Consider the following 21,854-nt stretch of genomic DNA (forward strand, 5'->3'; position numbering starts at 1 on the left):
CATGCTGGCCGGTATGCCGCCGGCCACCTTCTCGAAACGCTTGCCCTTTCAACCACCCCTTTGTCCCGACAACCTGTTCGGCCACCTCATCGCCACCGCCGTACCGGGCGTCGAGGAGTGGCGAGACGGCGTCTACCGGCGAACCTTGCGACTTCCCTGCGGTTTCGGCACAGCCTCTTTACAACCGTTCCCCGACCACATCGCCTGCACCCTGGAACTGGCCGATGCCGGCGATTTGGCCACTGCTCTAGACCTTTGCCGCTTCCTGTTGGACCTGGACGCCGATCCATTAACAGTTGATGCGGCACTCTCCGCAGACCCTCTTTTGGCGCCACTGGTTTCCGCCGCCCCAGGCCGCCGAGTCCCGCGCACGGTCGACGGCGCCGAGTTCGCCATCCGAGCAGTCCTGGGCCAGCAGGTCTCGACGAAGGCGGCCCGCACCCACGCCGCCCGCCTGGTAGCCGCCTTCGGCACCCCGGTGGGCGACCTGCGCGCGTTCCCGCTGTCGTTCGACGTCTCAGCCCTCGCCGTACCCCAATCCCGCCGCCGCACCATGGCCGCGCTGCTGGAAGCCCTGGAGTCCGGTTTGGACCTGTCCGCCGGCGCGGACCGGACCGTTGCGCGCGAATGGCTTTCGTCGTTGCCGGGGTTCGGTCCGTGGACCGTCGAGACGATCCTGATGCGCGCTTTGGGGGATCCGGACGCGTTCCTGCCTTCGGATCTCGGCATTCGGCTGGCTGCCGAGGCTTTGGGGTTGCCGTCGACGCCTGCGGCGCTGGTGCGGCGGGCGGAGGCTTGGCGGCCTTGGAGGGCTTACGCGGTGCAGCACCTGTGGGCGACGGGGGATCACGAGGTGAACCGGATACCGGCTTGACCGGCGCCGCGGCGCACCTGCTCAGCGGCGCGGCACCGATCGCGGGCTCGCTGCACCGCTGCGCGGCCGCGGCGCCTTTGCGGCGGTTGCTGTCAACCGGGCTGCGCTGCCGACCGAGCCGCTTTCACCGCGGTGTTCCGCCGGCCGGCCGCGTTCGCCGCGCCCGCCACTCTGCCAACCGCATCGCGTTCGCCGCGCCCGCCGCTCTGCCAACCGCATCGCGTTCGCCGCGCCCGCCGCGCTGCCAACCGCATCGCCAACCGCATCGCGTTCGCCGCGCCCGCCGCGCTGCCAACCGCATCGCCAACCGCATCGCGTTCGCCGCGCCCGCCGCTCTGCCAACCGCGTCGCCAGCCACGGCGCCCGCCGCACCCGGCCAGCCACGATGCGTCCGCCGCCCCGCCGCCCCGCCGCCCCGCCGCCCCGCCGCCCCGCCGCCCCGCCGCCCCTCATCCCACCTCGCCGACCAGGGCACCGTCGCCCCACCTCGCCGGCCACGCCGCGTTCACCGCGCCCACACCACTAGGGCGTGCAGCGAGCCCCAGCCCGATCCGCCCGCTCCAGACCACCCCGAGCCGCCCCGAACCCAGGCCTGACCTGCACACTCGAGTACATCGCCGTCGACCCGTCCCGCACGAACCCGGGCAACGCCGGCGGATCCTGCGCAAACCCCTGCAGCTCCCCGAAAACCTCCAGCGCGGTCCTCGGCCGCCCCTCCGGTTCCTTGGCCAGCAAGCGTTGCACCAGCGGGTCGAGCGCTCCCGGCGCCGGCCGCGGCGGCTCCTTCACGTGCTTGTCGAACACCGCGTAGGCCGTCGGGCCGGTGAAGAGTTGTTCGCCCGTCAGCATCTCGTGCAGCACGCACCCCAACGCGTACAGGTCGCTGCGGGGTTCGGCGGTGCCGCGCTGGATCTGCTCGGGCGCCATGTAGCTGGGGGTGCCGAGGATCTGGCCGGCCCGGCTGAACGGTGCCACGTCGCTCTCGCGCAGGAGGGCGAGGCCGAAGTCCAGGACCTTCACGGCGCCGTCCGGGCCCAGCATGAGGTTGGTGGGCTTGAGGTCGCGGTGGCAGATGCCGTGGTCGTGCGCGGCGGCGAGGACCGCGGCGGTCTGGGCGGCGATGTTCGCGGCCCAGGCTTCGGGGAGCGGGCCGAACTCGCCGACCAGTTCGTCGACCGTGACGCCGTCGACGAACTGCATGACCTGGAACAGGCGCTGCTCGAACGTCCCGAAGTCGTACAGGACCGGCACGCCGGGGTGCTCGAGCCTGGCCACGATCCTCGCTTCGCGCGCGAAGCGTTGCGCCACCTCGTCGTCGCTGCCCGGCAGGCGCAGCAGCTTGACCGCCACGCGGCGGTCCAGGCGCAGGTCCCGGCCCTTGTGCACGGCTCCCATGCCGCCCCGTCCCAGCGGCAGGTCGTCGATCTCGTAGCGGTCGGCGATCAGCACCAGCGCAGCCTAACCGCCACGACCTGTTCGCTGGCCCCGCGCGCTTCCTCGTACGCGAGGGATTGGTAACAGCGTTTCAGGACATCTCGATCGGGTGAACCTTGCCTGGTCACGTCGGCCTGATCTGCCCGCTCAGCAGTCCATGATAGCCCAGACGGACCAGCTCGGCGGCCTCCTCCAGGCCTGCTTCCAGGGCCTTGAGCTGCGCGAACGCTGCTCCGTACCGTTGTTGGTCGGCCATCGGGAGGGACGGGACCTGGGTGCGGCGGACGTCCAGGCGGGTCGAGCCGGTCGGGGTCCTGGCGAACGCCGCGCGCAGCACCCCCTCCAGGAAGTCCGGGTCCACCTTGCGCGGATCGATCTCGTACGTGGCGCCGGTCGGGGACGTGACGACGTGCGTGCCGGCGCCGGCGCGGACCAGTTCGCCGATGGTCGTCATCGGGGGAGGTGGCTGGTCTCGCAGGCCAGGCAGTGGAGGCAAGGCGAACGTCGGCTGCGCCGTCAGGTAGGCGGAGGCGTCGGTGCCGCTGCGGCGGGCCGGGCTCAGGTCGACGTCGTCGTCCAGCAGGTCGATGACGCGCGTGTTCGGGTCGAGCGGGCCGGGGGTCTCGAGCAGCGCGATGTGTTCCGGTGCGCGGCCGATCGGGTTGCGCAGCAGCCACAGGTCGCGGCCCGGCTGCACCGTCATCACGCCGCGCACGGCGCCCGCGCGCAGGAGGTTGCCGCGGATGCGCTTGCCCGGACGGCGCGACGCCGCGGCCGACGGCAGCAGCACCGCCACCAGGCCGCCCGGCTTCGCCAGCGACAGGGCGTGTTGCAGCCAGGCGAGCTCCGGTTCGGAGCGGGGTGGCAGGCCGTACACCCAGCGGGCATCGCCGACCAGCTCCTCGTGGCCCCACGTCCGGTCGTGCCACGGCGGGTCGCACACCACCGCGTCCGCCTTCTCCTGGACCCCGTTGTGCCGCAACGAGTCTCCGGTGTAGATCTGCGCGTGCGGCATCCGGCGCCGGGCGATGACCGCGGACACCGGGTCGAGCTCCTGCCCGATCTTGTTGCGGGCCTTCGACGCCTTCAGCAGGCTCCCCGTGCCGCACGCCGGGTCGATCACCGTGTCGCCGTCCGTCGTGGCCAGCACGACCTCGACGACCTCGGGCGGAGTGGGGTTGAGCAGCCGCGAGTGGGCTTCCAGGTAGCGCTGGTGCAGGAACTCGAACGTCCGCTCGTCCGCCTCGACGGCGGCCAGCGCCTCGCCGAGCTTCAGGTCGTCGACGGTGCGCAGCTGCGTCCACAACCGCTCGGCCGGTGAGACGCGGAACGGCTTCCCGTTGCGCCGAAGCCATGACTCCACGTCCCGCAGCAGGTACAACGGACTGGAGGCGGTCCCGCCGACCGGCGACGGGAAGTCCTCGAACCGCCGCCGCCAGTTCGACACGGCCGCCCGCCCCACGTCGGCGAGGCGCGCTATGTCACCGGCGTTGACAGTCTCATCCATGGTTCACAACCGTATTGCTTGTGAAGTGACTTCACAACTGGTCTACTGATGACATGACACACGAGCTGCGCATCGCCGTGGCGACCGATCCTGGGCTCGTCCGCGAGCACAACGAGGACTCGGTCTACGTCCGCCCGGACCTCCAAGCGGTGGCGGACGGCATGGGCGGCCACGAGCACGGTGAGGTGGCCAGCGCGCTCGCGGTCAACGTCCTCGCGGACTGGCAGGGCGACCTGGGCCCGGCGGTGGCCGAGATCGCGCGCAGGCTCGACGCCGAGACGCCCCAGGGCGCCGGCACCACGCTGACGGCCATCCGCTGGGAGGGCCTCGCGTTCCAGCTCGCGCACATCGGCGACTCCCGCGCGTACCTGGTCCGGGAGGGCGAGCTCCGCCAGCTCTCCCACGACCACACCATGGTCCAGGCCCTGGTCGACGCCGGCCGCATGACGCCGGAGGAGGCACTGGTCCACCCGCGCCGCGCGTACGTGCTGCGCGCCCTGCAGTCCGGCAACTCGCACGAGCCGGACCTCTCGTGGCACCAGGCGAAGGTCGAGGACCGCTACCTGCTCTGCAGCGACGGCCTCACCGACTACACCGACCTCGAAGAGGTCCACGAGATCCTGCTGTCCACAGAGGACGGCACGGAGGCCGCCTGGCAGCTGGTCGCACTGGCGAACGGCAACGGCGGCCCGGACAACATCACGTGCGTCATCATCGACGTCGTCCGCAAGAAGTGGTGGCAGCGCTAGCGGATCTCTCTACCATCCCGCTTGTGAAGAGTGGTGGGGAACTGGGGATCGCGGCCGCGCGCCGCCTGGCCGAGCTGAACTGCTGCGAGATCGCGCCGGGCTTGACCGACGCGGAGTTCGCCGCCATCGAGGCCGAGCACGGCTTCGAGTTCGCCGACGACCACCGCGCGTTCCTCGCGGCCGGACTGCCGGTCAACACGCCCTTCGAGCCGGAGGAAGGCGTCATCCACACCTGGACGCAGCCGTGGCCGGAATGGCGTGACGGCGATCCGGATCAGCTCCGCAGACGCGTGGACTACCCAGTCGTGCGGATCCTCGACGAGGTGCGGAGCGGCGACCACTGGAACGCGATCTGGGGCGAACGGCCGACCTCGTCCGACGACGCGGTGGCCTTGGCGCGCAGGGCGATGCGGGATGTCCCGAGGCTGGTCCCCGTCTACGGCCACCGGTTCCTGCCCGCGGGCCGGGGCACGTCCGGCTTCCCGGTCCTGTCCGCGTGGGGGACGGACATCGTCATCTACGGCCTCGACCTGGCCGACTACGTCGACCAGGAGTTCGGGAACCCCGTGCGTGACAACCGCTTCGCGCGGAAGTCCATCCCGTTCTGGTGGGACTACCTCTAGCGCCGATGGAAACGGCCCCCGGCACATCGTGCCGGGGGCCGCAGCTCTCAACGGGTGTTACAGGTTGGCCGGCATGCCCGACTCGTCGGCCGCCGCCGTCGAGGACCCGCTCAGCAGGTCCTTGACGATCTTGTTGGCCTCCTTGACGGCGGGCGTGATCATCTTGATCTTCACCTTGCCGTTGGTCAGCTTGCCGCCGACGTCGAACGTCTTGTCCTCACCGGGCAGCGGGAGCGCCTGGCAGCCAGTGAACTGCTTGCGCGGGGTCGCACCGGTCTGGAAGAAGAACGTGATCGGGTCGTCGACGCAGTCCGTGTTGTACGGGAACAGGCCGTGCGAGCCCTCGTTGTCGACGCTGATCATCTTGGCGTTCGGCAGCGCCTTCGCGGTGGCGAGTCCACCCTCGTAGGCGGTGGCGGCGTCCAGTTCGGACTGTGCGACGAGCAGACGCGGGAACGTCTTCTTGTCCGGCTTCGGCATCGCGTTCTTCGTCGGCCAGTAGGCGCACAGCGGCGTCGACATGAACGGCGCGATGAACGGCGCGTTCACGGTCAGGTCGGCCAGCCAGTAGTTCCAGTAGTGCAGGTTCTGGTTCCACTGACCGTCCTGGCAGCGGATCGCCTCGAACGTCGCGTCCCAGGTCTCGACCTCGGCGGCGGCGGTCGTGGTCTTCACCGCGACGCGCTCCTTCTTGGCGATCGCGGCGAGCGCGTTGTCCTTGGCCTTCGCGATGAACGCCGTGTTCTCGGCGGACAGGCCCGGGACCGTCAGCATCTTCGCGACGATCTGCTCGACCTTCTCCGAGTCGGTGCCGGTGGCCGGCGTGCCGATCACGGCGGACACCGCGGCGGCGGCGGTCGGGTACTGCGAGGTGTCGTACATGGCCGGGATCACGAACCACGCGACGAACAGCTGACCCACGAACTCACGGGTGCCGCCGACCTTCTCCCAGTTGCGGCGGATCTCCATCGGGTCCGTGCCCTGGCCGTACTCGGCGTCGTTGCGCGCCATGTACGGCAGCAGCGCCTCCTGGAACTGGCGGTCGCGCGTACGCGGCTGTAGGTCCCAGGTGTTCTCGAGGGTGGTCTGCGAGGCGTCGACCGCGGAGTCGAGCAGGAAGCGGTGCGCCTTGCTCGGGAACGTCGCGGCGTACCAGGTGCCGAGCCACGTGCCGTAGGAGTAACCGATGTACGAGGTCTTCTTCTCGCCCAGGACGACGCGGATGAAGTCCATGTCGTACGCGGTCTGCTCGGTCGTGATGAACGGCGTCAGCGGGTTCGCGCGGCAGCCGTCGACCTTCGCCTTGTTGATCACGTTGATGTCGGTGCTGCTCGGCACGGTGTAGCTGCAGGTGAGCGGCGTGGAGAGGCCGACACCGCGCGGGTCGAAGCCGATGAAGTCGTACTGGCCGGCGAGGACCGGCGCGCGCAGGGCCATGGCGGCACCCCACGGCAGGCCGGAGCCGCCGGGGCCACCGGGGTTGACCAGCGCGATGCCCTGGCGGCTGGTGCCCTTGTAGGCGGTCTCGGTCTTCGAGACGCGGATGCCGATCGTGTTGCCGTCGGCCGGGTTGTGCCAGTCGCGCGGGACCTGGATGGTCGCGCAGGCGAGGCCCTTGACGGTCTTGAACTTGGCGACGGTCTCCGGTGCGACGCCGGGGAAGGTGCACTCCTCCCAGGTGACCTTCTGCGTCGCGAGCGCGCCGGCCAGAGCCTGCGTGTCCGGGTCCTGCTTGGCGGCCGCGTTCGCCGCCGGCGTGAGCACGATGCTCGTTGCGATCAACGCCCCTGTGACCGCGGCGATGCCGCCTCTGAAGTACTTCCGCACTGTGGATCCCTTCCTGCCCCCGCACGGCCTGGGTGAGACCGCGCTTGCGACAAAGGAGAAGGGGAAAACTCCGCGTTTAACACTCCTGGGTGATGGCAGAAAGTCGCCATGTCTGGAAACCGTCACCGATCGTGCTCACAGAGTGATGAAGATCAGCGTCTCAATTACCAGGCGTGATTAGAGCCAACCTCGGCGTGATGCCTGGACACCGAGCTGGAACCGGGTCTGCGCACCCAGCAACTGCTGCAGCCGGCTGACCCTGCGGTGCACCGTGCGCTCGCTGACGCCGAGCTCGCGCGCGATCGACTCGTCCGTCAGACCGGCGCTGAGCAGCGCCATCAACCGGCGCGTCGCCGTGGTCGGCTCCTGGTGCGTGTCCTGCTGGCCGCCGGGCGTGATCGACACCGCCATCCGCCAGAACGCCTCGAACAACTCGATCAACGCACTCAGTAGCACGGACGGGTGAATGAGAAGCGCCACCACGTTCCCGCCCGTGACGGTCGGCACCGCGATCAACGCCCGGTCCGAGTCGGCGATCACGAGCTTGAGCGGCACACCGGGGAACGTCCGCGCCTGCTCGCCGACCGCGATGCTCTCCTGCACCGACGCGAGCCCGCGTTCGGTCTGCAGCAACGCCGACTCGTAGACCACCCGGTAGGCGATGCCGCGGGCCAGCGCCGGAGGCTGCGCGGGACTCGCCTCCGGCTGCGGGCTCAGGTACGAACCGGGGTCGAGCGCCCGGATCTCGGACTTCGCCTGGCTCTGCATCTGCTCGAACGCGCTGATCACCTCGTCCGCGTCCTTGAGGACCTCGACGAAGTCGACCTCCCTTGCGCCGCGCTCGGCGTACGCGGCGGCCAGCACCTCCGCGGTCTCGCGCGCCCGCACGGCCGCGGCCTCGTGGCTCGTGGCGATCGCGACCAGCGCCGACCGGGGCGGGCGCACGTCGTCGTTGCGGATCAGTCCGAGCCGTTCGAGCTCCTCGCGCGCCCCGCCGGCCCCGTTGTCGGCGTCTCCGCGCAGCAGCGCCAGGTAGAGCTTCTCCGCTTCCGGCGACAGCCCCTCGTGCACACGACTCCCCTCGGTGGTTCTGAACCGAAGGTACCTGGTCAGACGGTAGGAACCGGCGTTAGGCGAACCGGCGCATCGCGCCGAGGAACATCGCGTCGAACGCCCGGTCGGACAACACCCTGCGCGCGAACAGGATCGGCCGCGCCCCGAACCCGGCGGCGTACCGCGTGCGCGGCCGGCGGGCCTGCGCGGCCTTCACGATGACGTCCGCGATCACCTTGGGCTCGCTCGCGCGCTCCATCTGTGAGAAGAACCCCGCCAGCTGCTTGACCTGCCCCGCGTACGCGCCGCCGCCGGACGTCTTCTTCAGGTTCTCGACCGCGATGCCGCCCCACTCGGTCTTGATCCCGCCGGGCTGGATCACCACGACGTCGATGCCGAACGGCTTCAGCTCGAGGCGCAGCGAGTCGCTCAGCCCCTCCACCGCGAACTTCGTCGAGTGGTACCAGGCCCCGAGCGGTTCGTAGATCCGCCCGCCGATCGACGAGACGTTGATGATCCGCCCGCTCCCGGTCTCGCGCATGTGCGGCGACACCAGCTGGACCAGTCGCGCCAACCCGAACACGTTGACCTCGAACTGGTAGCGAGCCTCGTCCAGCGGCACGTCCTCGACCGCGCCGTACGAGCCGTAGCCGGCGTTGTTGACCAGCACGTCGATCCGCCCGGCCTCCGCGACGATCTTCTTGACGCCCTCGGCCATCGACTCGTCGCGCGTCACGTCCATCTCCAGCACCCGGATGCCCCGCGCGGCCAGGCCCTCCATCCGCTGCACCCGCCGGGCCGCGGCGTAGACGGTGTAGCCCGCTTCGTGCAGCGCGACCGCCGTCGACTCGCCGATGCCCGACGACGCGCCCGTGACCAGTGCGACCTTCATGACCTGCTCCTGACTGACCGGTTGGCTGGACTAACTAACTGTTTGGTTGACAGGACTCAGGCAACCACGTTCGCGGCCGCCTGTCAACTAAACGGTTGGTTGCTATGACCAACTGGTTGGTTAGGATGGGGGAGTGGCGAGGGACAAAGAGGCGACCAAGGCGAAGCTGCTCGAAGCGGCACTGGACGAGTTCGCCGAGTACGGCATCGCCGGTGCGCGCGTCGACCGGATCGCGGCCAAGGCGGGCTGCAACAAGGCGATGATCTACGCCTACTTCGACAGCAAGGAGGGGCTGTTCGACGAGCTGCTGAAGATCCAGATCGACCGCGTCGTCAGGTCGGTGCCGATCACGCCGGACGACCTGCCGGGCTACGCGGGCAGGCTGTTCGACGCGTACCAGGAGGAGCCGAGGCTGCTCCGGCTCGCGGCCTATCACCGGCTGGAGAACGGCTTCGAGTCGGTTCCCGAGCCGGAGGTCGAGGCGCATCGGCACAAGGTCGAGGCCATCGGGCAGGCGCAGCTGGACGGCAAGATCACCGTCGCGTTCAACGCCACCGACCTGCTGGACCTGGTCGTGCACATGTCGATCCTGGGGTTCAGCACCCCGAACGCGAACCGCGACCTCGTCGTCCGCTCGGTCGAGCGGCTGATCGCGGAGTAGTGGTCAGGGCCTGCGCAGCAGGTAGGTGTCCATGATCCAGCCCTTGCGCGCACGGGCCTCGTCGCGCACCTCGCGGATCTGCGCCGCCACGTCCCCGACGCGGCCCGACACCAGGATCTCGTCCGGCATCCCGAGGTACGCGCCCCAGTAGATCCACGTGTCCGCGTCGACGCCCTCGAACGAGTACGTGGCGTCGAGCATCACGGCCACGTCGTCCACATCGGACGGCCACCCGGCGGCCAGGCGGCGGCCGGTCGTGATCTGCACCGGCTTGCCCACCTGGTTGAGCGCCACGCGGTGGCCCGCCGTCAGGGCGGCCACCGACGTCACGCCGGGGACGACCTCGACGGAGAACGACTCGCCGCGGGCCAGCAGGTCGTCGAGGATCGCCAGCGTCGAGTCGTAGAGCGACGGATCGCCCCAGACCAGGAAGGCGCCGACCTCGTCGGGACCCAGTTCCGCGAGCAGGCCCTGGACGACGTCCGCGCGGTCGCGGCGCCACTGGTCGATCGTCGCCCGGTAGTCGGCGGGGGTCCGGTCGCGGTCGGGGTCGCGGCCCTCGACCCAGCGGTACGGGCGCGTGACGTGCTCGGCCAGGATCGACGCGCGCAGGTCGACGAGCTCCTGCTTCACGGAACCCTTGTCCAGCACGAAGTACACGTCGACCGTCTGCAGCGCCTTGACGGCCTGCACCGTCAGGTGGTCGGGGTTGCCCGCGCCGATACCGATGACCAGGATCTTTCGCACCGGCCCACACTAACTACAGGGGGCGCTCGTCGAGGAGCCGCACGGTCTTGCCTGTGCGGGGGCTCACCTCCAGCGCGGGGACCCACTCCACGGCGAGCGGCGCGACCACACCGCGCGCCACCTGCAGCTCGAAGCGCGGACTGATCACGTGCACCTCGTCCCGCAGCGCCGTGACGTCCTGCTCGGGGCCGGCGACGCGCAGCACCAGCTGGTCGCGGGCGTCGACCCGGCGGATCACCACCTGCACGCCGCGGTGGCGCACGCCCGCGCGGTCGACGGCGGCGCGGAGGTGGTCCAGATGCAGCGTCACGGGGCCGACCCGCGCGCCCTCGTCGGCGCGGCCGAGCAGGCGGAAGATGCCGTCCTCGGCGTCGACCCACTCGGCCAGGTCGCCGACCGGGTAGCGGATCATCGGCTGGAGCCTGCGGGTGAGGTCGGTCTGCAGCAGCCGGCCCGGCCGGCCGGACGCGGTGATCGGCTCACCGGTCTCGGCGTCGACGATCTCCAGCACCGAGCTGTCCACAAAGGATCTGAACACCCTCGGGTCGTCGTTGCCCAGCACCGCCGTGCCGATGATGCCGCCGTCGACGCTGCCGTAGACGAACGACCGGAACTCGGCGCCGGGGAACGCCTCGGCGAGCAACGCGCGCTGGTCGTCGTACAGGGCCTCACCGCTGAACAGGACCAGCCGCACGGAGGGCAGCGCGCCGGTCGAGGACACGACGTGCGAGGCCAGGCGGCAGAGCGTGGTCGGGAAGCCCGCGACGACGGTGGCGTCGAAGTCCTGCATGGTGGTGAGCGTGAACTCGACCGGCGCGCTGCCGGTGATCGGCAGCTGGACCAGGTCGATCGGTGAGTGCTGCAACGAGTTCAGCGCGAAGATGAAGCTCGAGTACAGCTCGCCGGCGGCGAAGAGGTTCGCGATGCGGTCGCCGTGCCGCAGACCCGCCGCGGGAAGGGTCTCCGCGTACGTGCGGCACATCGCGTCCCATTCCTCGTTGGTGTAGAACGAGACGCGCGGCGCCTTGGTGGTGCCACCGGTCTTGAAGATCACGCCGTCGGTGTGGGCGCGGGTCAGGACCTGGTTGTCGCGGACGGTGTTGGCGGCCCAGAACGCGGCCTGGTCGACCACCGGCAGTCCGGCCAGCGGCGTCGCGGAGTCGTAGCCGCGGTAGAGGTCCCGGTAGAACGGCGAGTGCGTGCGGGCGTAGCAGATCAGGTCGAGCACGGACATCGGTCACACGCTCCTGCTGCCGCGGCGGTCGACGACGGCGATCAGCTTGCCGCTGCTGCGGGTGCGCGCGAAGTCCGCGAGCGGGACGGTCTCGACGCGCACGGTCAGCAGCCGGTCCTTCTCGACCGCCTCCGCGACCTCGGGGTACCGCGCGAGCACCGCGGCCGCCGTGGAGGTGGCCGTCTGCTCCAGCCGCAGGACCAGTTCCTCGCCCGACGGGTTCTCGTTCAGCTCGATCTGCACCGCGCCCGAGTAGCCCTCGTCCTCCAAGATCGCGAGGAACCGCCGGTGGTTCAACGTCTGCGCGGCGACCCGGAACACGTCACCGGTGCGTCCGAGCAGCTCGAACCGCGGGGTCTGACGGCCGCACGGGCAGTCGCCGGGCACCCAGCGGCCCAGGTCGCCGATCTCGTAGCGCTCCAGCCGCTGACCACGTCGGGTGTGCGTGGTGACGACCAACCGGCCCGACGCGGCGGGGGAGTCCGCCTCGTCGAGGATCTCCAGCGTGTGCAGGCCGGTGAGCAGGTGGTGCACCCTGCCGGTCGACGCGAGGCACTGGTAGCCGACCGGTCCGGCGTCGACGGTCGCGTAGGCCGCCGAACGGATGACCTCGATGCCGAACTCGTTCCGCAGCCGCGCGACCGCGGCCTCCCCGAAGTGCTCGCCCGCGTAGAAGATCTTGCGGATACCGCCGTACTCCTTCAGCAACGGCCCGTGCTCGGCGAAGAGCCGCTGCACGAACGACGGCGCGGTCAGCAGGGTGTCGACGCGGTTGTCCACGATGGCCTGGGCGATCGCGTCGAGGTGACCCCACTCGCCGCCCATCGGGAACTGCACCGCGTTCATCCGCTCCAGCGCGGCGAAGAAGCTGACGAAGCTCGCGTACATGTGCCCGTTGAAGAACAGGTTCATGATCCGGTCGCGGCGCGGGTCGAGCCCGGTGGCGAGCAACGCCTCCGCGCCTGCCCACATCTGCTCGTCCCAGTCCTCCCAGGTGTACGCGGACAGCTTGGGGGCGCCGGAGCTGCCCCCGCTGCGGAAGTACACGTCCGCCGGGCGGTCCTGCAGCACCTCGAAGTCCGACTTGGGCGTCACCGGCACCGGCGGGACCGGGAGCTGCCGGGACTCGGTCAGGTCGTCCAGCGCGGCGTCCTCGGCGAACCTGTCGTCGAGCCGCACGGAGACCCTGTTGCTGTAGCGCTGCAACGCGTACACGCCGTCGTGCGGCTCGCCGCTGTAGCCGCCGAGCATCGAGCCCAGCGTCGTGATCCGCTGCACGCCGACCGACACGAACGCCCGCGCCAGGGCGGCGGTGTCGGGACGGTCCGCCGCGAGGCCCGCGGTCTGCAGGTAGCGCCGCATCGGCCGCAGCACCGAGGTGATCTGCTTGCGCGGCAACGGCTTCACCCACACCGTCCGGAACAGCGGGGAGGTGCGCGGCGCGAACCGCACGTCCGCCAGCACACGCCAGTTCGCGCCGGAGTGCACCTTGGTGAACCCGAGGTGCTCCTCCAGCCGCGTGACGAGCACGGTGTTCGTGATCTCCGCCCACTCGGCCTGGGACGGCTCGCGGGTCGGCGGACCGGTGCGTTCCAGCACCGCGGCGAAGCGCTCGGCGAACGCGAAGACCTGCGCCGGGTCCTCGGTGTCCAGGTAGACCACCTGCGGGCTCGAACAGGCCTGCTGCTCCACCCGGCAGACGTCCACCGCCAGCGCGTTCAGAGCGTCCACATCGGACCACGAGTCGCGCGTCAGGTAGGCGAACGACAGCTTCGGTCCCCAGTCGATCACCCGTGAGCCGGGCTTGGCCAGCTCGGTGACGCCGGCGATCGCCTCCTCGCCGCCCCAGACCGCGACGGCGTCGGCCGCGCCGAGCACGAGGGACATCCAGTCCGTGCGCGAGGACGAGAAGTGCAGCACGACGAGCCGTGCGGCGATCTGGCCCGTCTCGTCGTGCGACGCCAGCTGGGCCAGCACCTCGGCCGTGAACCCCGAGTCGTCCGACGCGACCTTGACGACGTTCAGGTTGCCCGACAGCAGGCCCTCGACGGCGCTCAGCACACCGGCGGCCGGGGCGTTGCCCGCCGTGACGTGCGCGAGCAGGCCGAGCGGCACCCACGCCTCGTACACCGGCGTGCGGAAGTCGAAGCGCACCATCCGCGCCGGGTCGAGCGAGCCGAGCTCGCGCAGGAGCTTGCGTTCCAGCGCGGGCCGGCTCAGGGCGTCGCGCAAGGCGTCCAGCGTCTCGTCGACCTCGGCCGAGTCGAGCCCCCAGGCGACCAGTGCGGCGCGGTGCCGTTCGAGGTCGAGCTTCTCGGCGGCCGCGAGCACGACGAGCGGGGTGAGGGGCGGCCCGGAGATGATCTGCTGGGTGAGGTCGTCCAACGCCTCCAGGCGCGGACCGGCGGCGGCGTCGTCGATCCACGAGCCCTGCCAGAGGTGCCGGTTCATGCCTTGCCCTTCAGGAGTTCCGCGGCGGCGATCGCGCAGGAGCGGTTGCGGGAGACGCCGGCGCGGCCGAGGACCTCGAACCACGGGGTCTCGGTGCCGCACCCGCACTCCTGCGGCGCGTGCAGCGCGGCGAGGTCGCCCATCAGCACGCTCTGCGCGGGGGACGAGGTGATGTAGGGCGAGAGGAACTGGAGGTAGCCGGACTCGCCGTGCGGCAACGGTTCCAGCGTCCGCACGTCCCGGACGATCGCCCGCGACCACGTCGGCACGTGCAGGTTGTGGCGCTCACACTCGACGTACGGCACCGAGTGCTCGACCGAGCCGTAGCTGTCGCGGATCCGCACGTCGGGGATGCCGAGCATCCCGGTGACCTTGGCGCGCAGTTCGGCCTTGGAGATCTGCTTGTCCGCGTTGCCCTTCCAGCCGCCGCCGAACCACACCATCGACCGTTCGTTGAGGCGCAGTGGTTCCACGCCCATCGCCCGCATCCGGTCGAGGGTGAAGCTCAGGAACGCCGGGAAGCCGAAGATCCGCACCGGGCGCCCGCTCTCCGCGAACCGGCGCAGGGCGCGGACGCTGCCGAACGCGTCGAACTCGTGGCCCGCGCCGGTGTGCGCGAGGCCGTAGTCCACGGACTCCACCGGGGCGAAGTCGGTCATGAACTGCCCGGTGAACGAGCTGCCGAGCTGAACGGACGGCGCCGGCTGGTTCAGGTTGATCAGGTAGTGCGCGGGTTCGCGGGTGATGAACCCGTTGTGGTCGTAGATCCGCGCGACCATCCGCTGACCGGCCCGCACGGTCCACGCGTCCCAGAACATCTGCGACTTCTGCCCGGTCGTGCCGGACGAGGTGGCGTGCACGACGACCTCGCCGCGCGGCACCGACAACACCTCGTGCAGCTTGAAGAAGTTGGCGTGCACGAACGGCTGCTCGGTGATGTCCTTGATCGGCTTGCCGTTCCACAGGCTGCGGAAGAACTCGTTGCGCTGCGCGTGCCAGCGGTTCGACTCGTTCATGGCCTCCAGGAACAGGTCGGTGTCGCCGTGGTCGTACGGCGCCGCGATGTCGCAGAGCGCCTGGACCGCGCGCAGCGATCGGTCAGGCACCGTTGCCGGACCTAAGTGCGGGTTCATGCTCGAAAGACTCCGTTGGTGTTGAGGAACTTCTGCGTCCACAGCTCGATGTACTGCTCGGTGAACGGCCGGAACGCCTCGTCGATCGCGAGGCCGCGGAAGTCCGGCGGCTGCGGGGTGTGCACCATGACGACGTAGTCGTGGTAGACCTCGCCGTCCTTGCGCATCGCCGGGTACAGCGCCACCGGCAGGAAACCGAACGTCAGCAACGCGCTCAGCTCGTCGAACTCGTGCAGCGGCACCAGCGTCTCGACGTGCGGCGCGCCCAGCCCGGCCAGCGCGTCGATCACGCTGCCGAGGTGCGGGAGCAGCGCCTGGGGACTCGGCGTGGCGCCGAAGATCGTGCAGTAGCCGTCGTGCCGGTTGAGGTGGCCGTAGATCTGGTGCTCGCCGCGTTCGTCGGCCAGCAGGACGTTCGGCCGGTGCAACGGGTAGAACCGCCGCGCCGGGTCGTTGATCGTGCGCTCGAAGTGCCGCTGGACGAACCGGGGCGCCTCGACGACCTCCAGCCGTGACGACTCGCGCGCGCTGAACCCGTTGTCCTCGACGAACTCCGGCAGCGTCGGCAGGCCGATCGCCGTGACGAGCTTCTCCAGGCTCGCGGGCACCTTGTGCACCTCGGCCCGCTGCTCCAGGACGCCGTCGCGGTGCCTGGCCAGCAACGTCATCGTCTCGCGCCGCGCGTGCCGGAACAGGTTCGGCACGAGCCCGAGCGGGCGGAAGCCGTTGCGCAGGCACACCCGCTGCGGCGCGAGGTGGACCGTGCGTGCGGTGCCGTAGACCGAGTCGACGTCGCCGCTCGCGAGCATCAGGCCGGTGATCTGCCCGACCGCGTGGTGCGCGATGCCACCGCCCTGCGCGGCGGGGTCGACGACCAGCCCGGCGATCTTGCCGAGCCGGTCCGCGCTCTCGACGTGCCCGGTGATCGACGCGACGACCTCGCCGCCCCGGCGCCACACCAGCCACGTGGTGTCCGCGCACTCGATCTCGCGGGCCATGACGTCGGGATCGGTGCCCATCGCGATGGGGTAGTTCGCGCCGTGCGCCCGCCGGTAGAGCCGGAGCAGGTCGTCGACGTCGTCCAGTCGAGCCGGCTCGAACTCGGGTACCACTTCCAGTGCCTCCTTTGACCGGAAATCAGGCTACTGAGCGGTACAGCCGCCATTCAGGCGATGAAGGCGCGAGAGCTGCGGAATTGATTGCGGAGGGCGAGCGGGATCACAGCGAGAATCAAATCCGCCTTAATTCATGATGGTGCATTCGGGGTAATATCCGCTGGTAGGACGTGTGATCGAGATCGCCCGCCGGAATTTCGGCACAGCAAAATGGTCGCCGTTTCAACAAAACGGCGACCATTCGGAAAACGAGCAACTAGCGCGCGAGCACGTGCAGGATTCGGACCGGCTTCTTCGGCGCACCGTCGAGCAGCCCATCCGGCTGCGGCACGATGCCGGCCTTCACGATCCGGTCGAGCGTGTCCATGCCGTGCGTGACGTGCCCCATGACCGTGTAGACCGGCTTGATGTTGGCGAACGAGTGCACGATGAAGAACTCGCTGCCGTTCGTGCCCGGCCCCTGGTTCCCGTACGCGATGGTGCCGCGCGGGTAGGTCTCCCGGCCGGTGACCTCGTCGGCGAACCGGTACCCCGGCCCGCCCTCCTCGGCGCGGTAGATGTCACCGCACTGCAGCACGCCGAGGCGCGTGGTGTCGGTCAGCCGCCAGCACTGCGTCATCGTGTAGAACCAGCTCCGCGCCAGGTGGGCGAAGTTCTCGACGCCGCACGGGGCGTTGGCGCGGTCGAGGTCCGCGAGCACCACGCCGTAGTTCGTCACGATGGTGACCTTGACCGTGCCGCGGGCGGGCACCACGGCGTTCGGCGGCTGGACGGGACGGGCGGCCGGGTTCTCCGGCGTCGGGACGAACTCGCAGCGGGCAGTCGGCGTGGCCGGTGCGGCGTGGGCGACCGGGGCGAGGACGACCATCATCAGGACGGCGAGCAGTAGCCTCATGCGGACCGACCGTAGTCGCCGCGTAACAGCTTGTCAGCCCACGCTGACGGCCTCGCGCGGTGACGTCGCCGGCGCCTTCCGCCGAGGCTTGCGCTCCAGCCACCACTGCGACAGCAGCAACGGCACCACCCACCCCGTCCACGTCGAGATCCCCGCGATCGTGTTGGGCAGTTCCGCCTCCGGCACCCGGTCCGCCAGCAGCACGAACGCCAGCACGCCCCAGATCCGGTTCGTGATGATCGAGACGGTCAGCACGAAGCTGCGGATCATCCACTTGCGGTGGTCGCGGAACTGCCGCCGCCGCGCCGCACGCCACGCCAGCCCGGTGAAGACGAGCCACAGCACGGCGAGCAGCACGTTGCTGACCATCGCCACCGGGCCGAACGGCGTCATCCAGCCGATCACCAGACCGGACAGGCCCGCGGGCAGCACGCCCGCCAGCACGTAGACGCGGCCGAGGCGGCGGTGCCACGCGGGGAACCGGGAGCGGAACCACGGCCAGATCTGCACCACGCAAGTGACGATCGCGATCGACGAGCACACGACGTGCACCACGAGCAGGGGGTAGTGCGGTCCCCAGTCCGACTGCACGCGGGCCTGCAGCCGATCACCGGTCAGGTAGGGCGGCAGCGAGAACGCCACGAACGCCACCACCACGAACGCCAACGGGCCCACCCAGGGCCTGCGCAACCACGTCATGGCGCCAGCGTGACCGGCCCCGCTGACCGCTCGCGCACCGATCGCTGACGCGCGTGATGCCCTGCCGCCCTGACACCGCGCTGACACCTGACCGACTCCGCCTGTCAGGTCGCTGTGAGCGGCGGTGAGCAGAGTCGGTGCCATGAAGTCGAGCGCTCGTCGAGGGGACACACCGTGACCGGCTACATCACCGACTGACCCGGGAACGAGCGCCGACTCGACCACGCATGTCGTCCTCTGTTCGGGCGACACCAAGGTTCTCGAAGCCTCGCCGCCACGTGACGGCACGAGCATTCGGATCAGTGAACTCACGCAACGCAGTGCACGAAGGTCCACCGGATCTTCGGATGACGAGGGGAAAACCATGAACGTCAAGAGAATCGTCTCGGGGGTCGCCGGTCTCGCGATCGGCCTGGGTGTGCTCGTGCTGGGCGGTCCGCAGGCCAGCGCCGCCACCAACTTCGAGCTGCCGTTCCCGTGCGGCCAGACCTGGTCGGGCCAGACCCGCACCGGGCACAGCCCGCAGCTCGCCATCGACCTGAACCGCAGCGCCGACGAGGGTGACGCCGTCGTGGCGTCCGCGTCCGGCACGGTCAGCAAGGTCCGCAACGAGGGCAGCACGAGCTACGGCCGCTGGATCGAGATCGACCACGGCAGCGGCTGGACCACCCGCTACGCCCACCTGTCCGCGCAGCGCGTCTCGGTCGGCCAGAGCGTCGCGCAGGGCCAGACCATCGGCAACGTCGGCAACACGGGTGGCTCGACCGGTGCGCACCTGCACTTCGAGCAGCTGCTGAACGGGACGCCGCAGAAGATCAAGTTCTCCGGGACGACGATCCTCTACTACGGCACCAAGGACTACAAGTCCAACAACAAGTGCGGCGGCGGTGGCACCACCAACCCGTACACCCCCGAAGAGGCCTGCGGCGACGGCTACAAGGTGATCGACGGCGCCAACGTGACCGGCGGCCGCGTCTCGCTGCTGTACAACGCGTCCAACGGCTACAACTGCGTCGTCACCATCAAGACCACCAAGATCGGCGCGGCGTCCGACGTCGGCGCGTTCCTCGAGGTGCAGGGCGAGACCCGCACGACCGACCGCGGTGACTACGGCTACTACGCCGGCCCCGTGAAGAAGAAGGCGCCCGGCAAGTGCGTCAAGTGGGGCGGCATGGTCGGCACCTCGACCTACACCAGCGCCTTCGAGCACTGCGGCTGAGCTAGCTGATCAGGCCGTCCAGCAGGGTGTCCCTCCGCAGACCGGGTGTGCCGAGCAGTTCGGCCGCCCGGTCCGCGTGCTTTCCCGGGTCCACCTTGGCGAGCACGAGGTGTGCGACGCCTTCGCCGTAACGGTCACCACGGGCGCTCGTGATCTCCAGGCAGCGCTCGGCGTCCTTTGTGGCCAGACCCGGTTCTCCCAGAGCCAGCAACACTTCCGCGCGGCACAGCAACGCCTGCCACTCGTCGTTGTGCTCGCCCGTCGCCCGGCACAGCTCGATGCACTCGCTCAGCGCGGTCTCGGCCTCGGCCAGCCGTCCGAGCTGGAACAGCGCCTGTCCCCGCGACGCCAGCGCGTACGCCGTCCCGGCCGCGTCGCCGTGCTCACGGGCGTGCGCGAGGCTCGCGGACGCGGCGTCGAGCGCCTGCTCGTACCGTCCGGCGACCTGGTGCACCTGGGCCAGGGCGGACAGCGGAACCCGTTGCGCGCCAGCGGGTCCGTGCTCCGAGGTCAGCTCCACGGCCCGCGTCAACGTCGCCGTGGCGGCGTCCAGCTCGCCCAGTTCGCGCTGGATCGTGCCGATGCCGGAGAGCGCGCGGCCCTGTCCGAACGGGTCGGCCGCGCGAGCCTCCAGCACCTCCTCCAACTGGGCGAGGGCGATCTCGAACGCCCCGATCCGCCGGTTCGCGGCCGACCGCACGAGCAACGCCGTCTGGACCGCGTCCGACGTGCCGATCGTGCGCGCGGCCTCGTCCGCGATCCGGCCCAGTTCCACCAGGTCCGCCACTCTGTCCTGCTTGAACAGGTGCGGGTAGAGCATGTGCGCGATGGCCAGCCCGTGCTCGGCCAGCGCCGGGTCGGCGACGGCGGACCGCGCTGCCGCCAGCAGGTTCTCGGCCTCGTCCGTCAGCCACCGCAACGGTTCGTCGACATCGCCGGCGGGCGAGTGGGTGAGCGCGCCGTAAGCGTGCGGGCGCAGCTTCTTCAACGCCGCGGCGAGTGTGGAGCGGTAGTGCGTGAACGCGCGGACGAGTGCTTCCTGCCGCCCACCGTCGACCTGCTCCGCGCCGAACAACCGCAGCAGGTCGTGCACCCGGTACCGCTCCGGCCCGCACGGTTCCACGAGTCTCGCGTCCACCAACGGGTCCAGTGCGCGGTCCACGTCGTCCTGGCCCAGCAACGCCCGCGCCACCGGCTCGCCGACCGTCGGCACGGCCAGGCAGCACAGCAGGGTGAACGCGCGGGTGGAGGCGACGCCGAGACCCTCGAAGCCCACCTGGAAGCTCGACCGCACCCCCAGGTCGTCGAAGTCCAGCTCGTCCAGGCGGTGCCGCTGGTCCGCCAGCCGCTTCGCCAACGTCTCCGTCGTCCAGTCCGGCCGCGACCGCAACCGCGCGGCGGCGATCGTGAGCGCGAGCGGCAGGTGGTCGCACGCCCGCGCGACCTGCTTCGCCGCCTCGCCGTCGTCGCCCAGCACCCGCAGCGCGTCGGCCTCGGGCAACGGGTCGAGCCGCACGTGCCGGGCGCTCAGCGTCGCGAGCATCCGCCGGCTCGTGACGAGCACGGTGGAGCCCGGTTCGCCCGGCAGCAGCGGGCCGACCTGCGCCGCGTCCACCGCGTTGTCCAGCAGCACCAGCACTTTCCGCCGCGCGAGCGCCGACCGGTAGAGCGCGGCGGCCTCGCTGACGTCGGTGGGCACGGCCAGCGGCGGCGTGCCGAGCGCGCGCAGGAAGCGGCGGACCACCTCGGCGGGGGAGAGCGGCGCACGGCCGGGCGTGGCGCCGTGCAGGTCGACGTACAGCTGTCCGTCCGGGAAGAGTTCGGCCATCTCGTGTGCGGCGGCGACGGCGAGCGCGCTCTTGCCCTGACCGCCCGGTCCGTGCACGGCGATCACGGTGTCCGGCGCGCCGGTGATCGCCGCGATCTCCGCACGCCGTCCCACGAACGGGTCGGGGGTCGCGGGCAGCTCCCGCGGCACGGCGGGGACGTCGCCCTGCAGGATCGCGGCGTGCAGGTCCCTGAGCTCCTGGCCCGGGTCGAGCCCGAGCTCGTCGGCCAGCAGCCGGCGGCCCTCGTCGTAGCACCGCAGCGCGTCCGCCTGGCGCCCGCTGCGGTGCAGGGCGACCATCAGCGCGCCGCGCAGCCGTTCCCTGGTCGGGTGCTGGGCGACGTACCCGGTCAGCTCACCGAGGACCTCGTGGTGCCGGCCCGCCCTGATCGCCTTGTCGACGCTCCGCTCGACCGCGCCCAGCCGCTCCTCCTCGAGCCGGCTCGCGAGCTGCGTGTCGGTCGTGAGCTCGGCCAGCGCCGGTCCCCGCCAGCACGCCAGCGCCTCGTCGGGGTCGCGGGCGGCGCGGAAGCGGTGCAGGTCGAGCGACAGCGCGGGGACGTCGAGCCGGTACCCGTGCCGCGCCCACTCGAGCGACACGCCGGGCAGGTCCTTCAGTGCCCGGCGGAGCTGCGACACGTGCACCTGCACGGCCTTGCGCGCGCTGAGCGGCGGATCGCCGTCCCACAGGACCGACATCAGGTGCTCGACGCTGACGGTCTGACCGGTGTGCAGGAGCAGCAGCACCAGCACCTGCTGGGGCTGGCCTGCGGGAACGCGGACCTCGCGACCCCCGTGCGTGACGAGCAACGGGCCCAGCACCCCGAACCGGACGTCGTTCACCACCTCACGATAGTCCGTTGATCCACACGCAACTTGCACACCAGCAACGGTCAACGACGAACGTCGAGCA

General features: G+C 70.5%; 17 protein-coding genes and 1 pseudogene. 5 read left to right on the top strand and 13 right to left on the bottom strand.

From position 1 onward, the window contains the following. Positions 1–25 precede the first annotated feature (25 nt). Positions 26–874: pseudogene (locus ABZX02_RS03110) on the top strand (AlkA N-terminal domain-containing protein); the annotation flags it as partial. A 522-nt stretch (positions 875–1,396) separates the two neighbouring features. Here the strand turns inward: ABZX02_RS03110 and ABZX02_RS03115 are convergent. Beyond that, positions 1,397–2,323: a serine/threonine-protein kinase gene (locus tag ABZX02_RS03115; protein ID WP_355294447.1), complete on the bottom strand. Its 927-nt coding sequence runs from the start codon at positions 2,321–2,323 to the stop codon at positions 1,397–1,399. A gap of 109 nt (positions 2,324–2,432) precedes the next feature. Then, the gene (locus ABZX02_RS03120; protein ID WP_355294448.1) at positions 2,433–3,815 is read right to left on the bottom strand and encodes an N-6 DNA methylase; all 1,383 of its coding nucleotides are present in this window, start codon (positions 3,813–3,815) and stop codon (positions 2,433–2,435) included. 53 nt (positions 3,816–3,868) lie between these two features. Here ABZX02_RS03120 and ABZX02_RS03125 point away from each other — a divergent pair, with 53 nt between their 5' ends. Both ABZX02_RS03125 and ABZX02_RS03130 read left to right on the top strand, forming a co-directional pair. Beyond that, positions 3,869–4,564 (top strand): protein phosphatase 2C domain-containing protein, encoded by a 696-nt coding sequence (locus ABZX02_RS03125; protein ID WP_355294449.1) that lies wholly within the window; start codon positions 3,869–3,871, stop codon positions 4,562–4,564. A 23-nt stretch (positions 4,565–4,587) separates the two neighbouring features. Continuing rightward, on the top strand, positions 4,588–5,187 hold the full coding sequence (locus tag ABZX02_RS03130; protein WP_355294450.1) for a hypothetical protein: 600 nt from the start codon (positions 4,588–4,590) through the stop codon (positions 5,185–5,187). Positions 5,188–5,244: 57 nt separating this feature from the next. Here the strand turns inward: ABZX02_RS03130 and ABZX02_RS03135 are convergent, their stop codons facing one another. The 3 genes from ABZX02_RS03135 to ABZX02_RS03145 all read right to left on the bottom strand — a co-directional run bounded on the left by ABZX02_RS03135 (position 5,245) and on the right by ABZX02_RS03145 (position 8,959). Beyond that, the gene (locus ABZX02_RS03135) at positions 5,245–7,014 is read right to left on the bottom strand and encodes an alpha/beta hydrolase (RefSeq protein ID WP_355294451.1); all 1,770 of its coding nucleotides are present in this window, start codon (positions 7,012–7,014) and stop codon (positions 5,245–5,247) included. A 177-nt stretch (positions 7,015–7,191) separates the two neighbouring features. Continuing rightward, the gene (locus ABZX02_RS03140; protein WP_355294452.1) at positions 7,192–8,085 is read right to left on the bottom strand and encodes a helix-turn-helix transcriptional regulator; all 894 of its coding nucleotides are present in this window, start codon (positions 8,083–8,085) and stop codon (positions 7,192–7,194) included. A 58-nt stretch (positions 8,086–8,143) separates the two neighbouring features. Next, on the bottom strand, positions 8,144–8,959 hold the full coding sequence (locus ABZX02_RS03145) for an oxidoreductase (RefSeq protein WP_355294453.1): 816 nt from the start codon (positions 8,957–8,959) through the stop codon (positions 8,144–8,146). A gap of 133 nt (positions 8,960–9,092) precedes the next feature. Between ABZX02_RS03145 and ABZX02_RS03150 the strand changes: the two genes are divergently transcribed. Then, on the top strand, positions 9,093–9,620 hold the full coding sequence (locus ABZX02_RS03150) for a TetR family transcriptional regulator (RefSeq protein WP_355294454.1): 528 nt from the start codon (positions 9,093–9,095) through the stop codon (positions 9,618–9,620). A 3-nt stretch (positions 9,621–9,623) separates the two neighbouring features. Here the strand turns inward: ABZX02_RS03150 and cobF are convergent, their stop codons facing one another. From cobF to ABZX02_RS03185, 7 genes are all read right to left on the bottom strand, one after another. Beyond that, entirely contained in the window at positions 9,624–10,367 is a 744-nt protein-coding gene (gene cobF / locus ABZX02_RS03155; protein WP_355294455.1) for a precorrin-6A synthase (deacetylating), read from the bottom strand. 13 nt (positions 10,368–10,380) lie between these two features. Further along, on the bottom strand, positions 10,381–11,601 hold the full coding sequence (locus ABZX02_RS03160) for a phenylacetate--CoA ligase family protein (protein WP_355294456.1): 1,221 nt from the start codon (positions 11,599–11,601) through the stop codon (positions 10,381–10,383). A gap of 3 nt (positions 11,602–11,604) precedes the next feature. Next, positions 11,605–14,052, bottom strand: a complete 2,448-nt coding sequence (locus ABZX02_RS03165; protein WP_355294457.1) for an acyl-CoA reductase — start codon at positions 14,050–14,052, stop codon at positions 11,605–11,607. Further along, positions 14,049–15,158, bottom strand: a complete 1,110-nt coding sequence (locus ABZX02_RS03170; protein ID WP_355294458.1) for a hypothetical protein — start codon at positions 15,156–15,158, stop codon at positions 14,049–14,051. The genes ABZX02_RS03165 and ABZX02_RS03170 overlap by 4 nt, the downstream gene beginning before the upstream one ends. Before the next feature lie 23 nt (positions 15,159–15,181). Continuing rightward, the gene (locus tag ABZX02_RS03175; RefSeq protein WP_355294459.1) at positions 15,182–16,297 is read right to left on the bottom strand and encodes a GNAT family N-acetyltransferase; all 1,116 of its coding nucleotides are present in this window, start codon (positions 16,295–16,297) and stop codon (positions 15,182–15,184) included. Between the two features lie 259 nt (positions 16,298–16,556). After that, the gene (locus ABZX02_RS03180; protein ID WP_355294460.1) at positions 16,557–17,195 is read right to left on the bottom strand and encodes a peptidylprolyl isomerase; all 639 of its coding nucleotides are present in this window, start codon (positions 17,193–17,195) and stop codon (positions 16,557–16,559) included. Between the two features lie 33 nt (positions 17,196–17,228). Further along, positions 17,229–17,894, bottom strand: coding sequence for a DUF2306 domain-containing protein (locus tag ABZX02_RS03185; protein WP_355294461.1), 666 nt, complete (start codon positions 17,892–17,894; stop codon positions 17,229–17,231). Positions 17,895–18,258: 364 nt separating this feature from the next. On the opposite strand from ABZX02_RS03185, the gene ABZX02_RS03190 reads away from it, so the two are divergent. After that, complete coding sequence (locus tag ABZX02_RS03190; RefSeq protein WP_355294462.1) at positions 18,259–19,113, top strand: M23 family metallopeptidase; 855 nt, start codon at positions 18,259–18,261, stop codon at positions 19,111–19,113. A gap of 1 nt (position 19,114) precedes the next feature. Here ABZX02_RS03190 and ABZX02_RS03195 read toward each other — a convergent pair whose 3' ends face one another. Next, positions 19,115–21,784, bottom strand: a complete 2,670-nt coding sequence (locus ABZX02_RS03195) for a BTAD domain-containing putative transcriptional regulator (RefSeq protein ID WP_355294463.1) — start codon at positions 21,782–21,784, stop codon at positions 19,115–19,117. Positions 21,785–21,854: the final 70 nt, after the last annotated feature.

It is taken from the genome of Lentzea sp. NPDC003310 (assembly GCF_040610935.1).
Classification (GTDB): Bacteria; Actinomycetota; Actinomycetes; order Mycobacteriales; family Pseudonocardiaceae; genus Lentzea.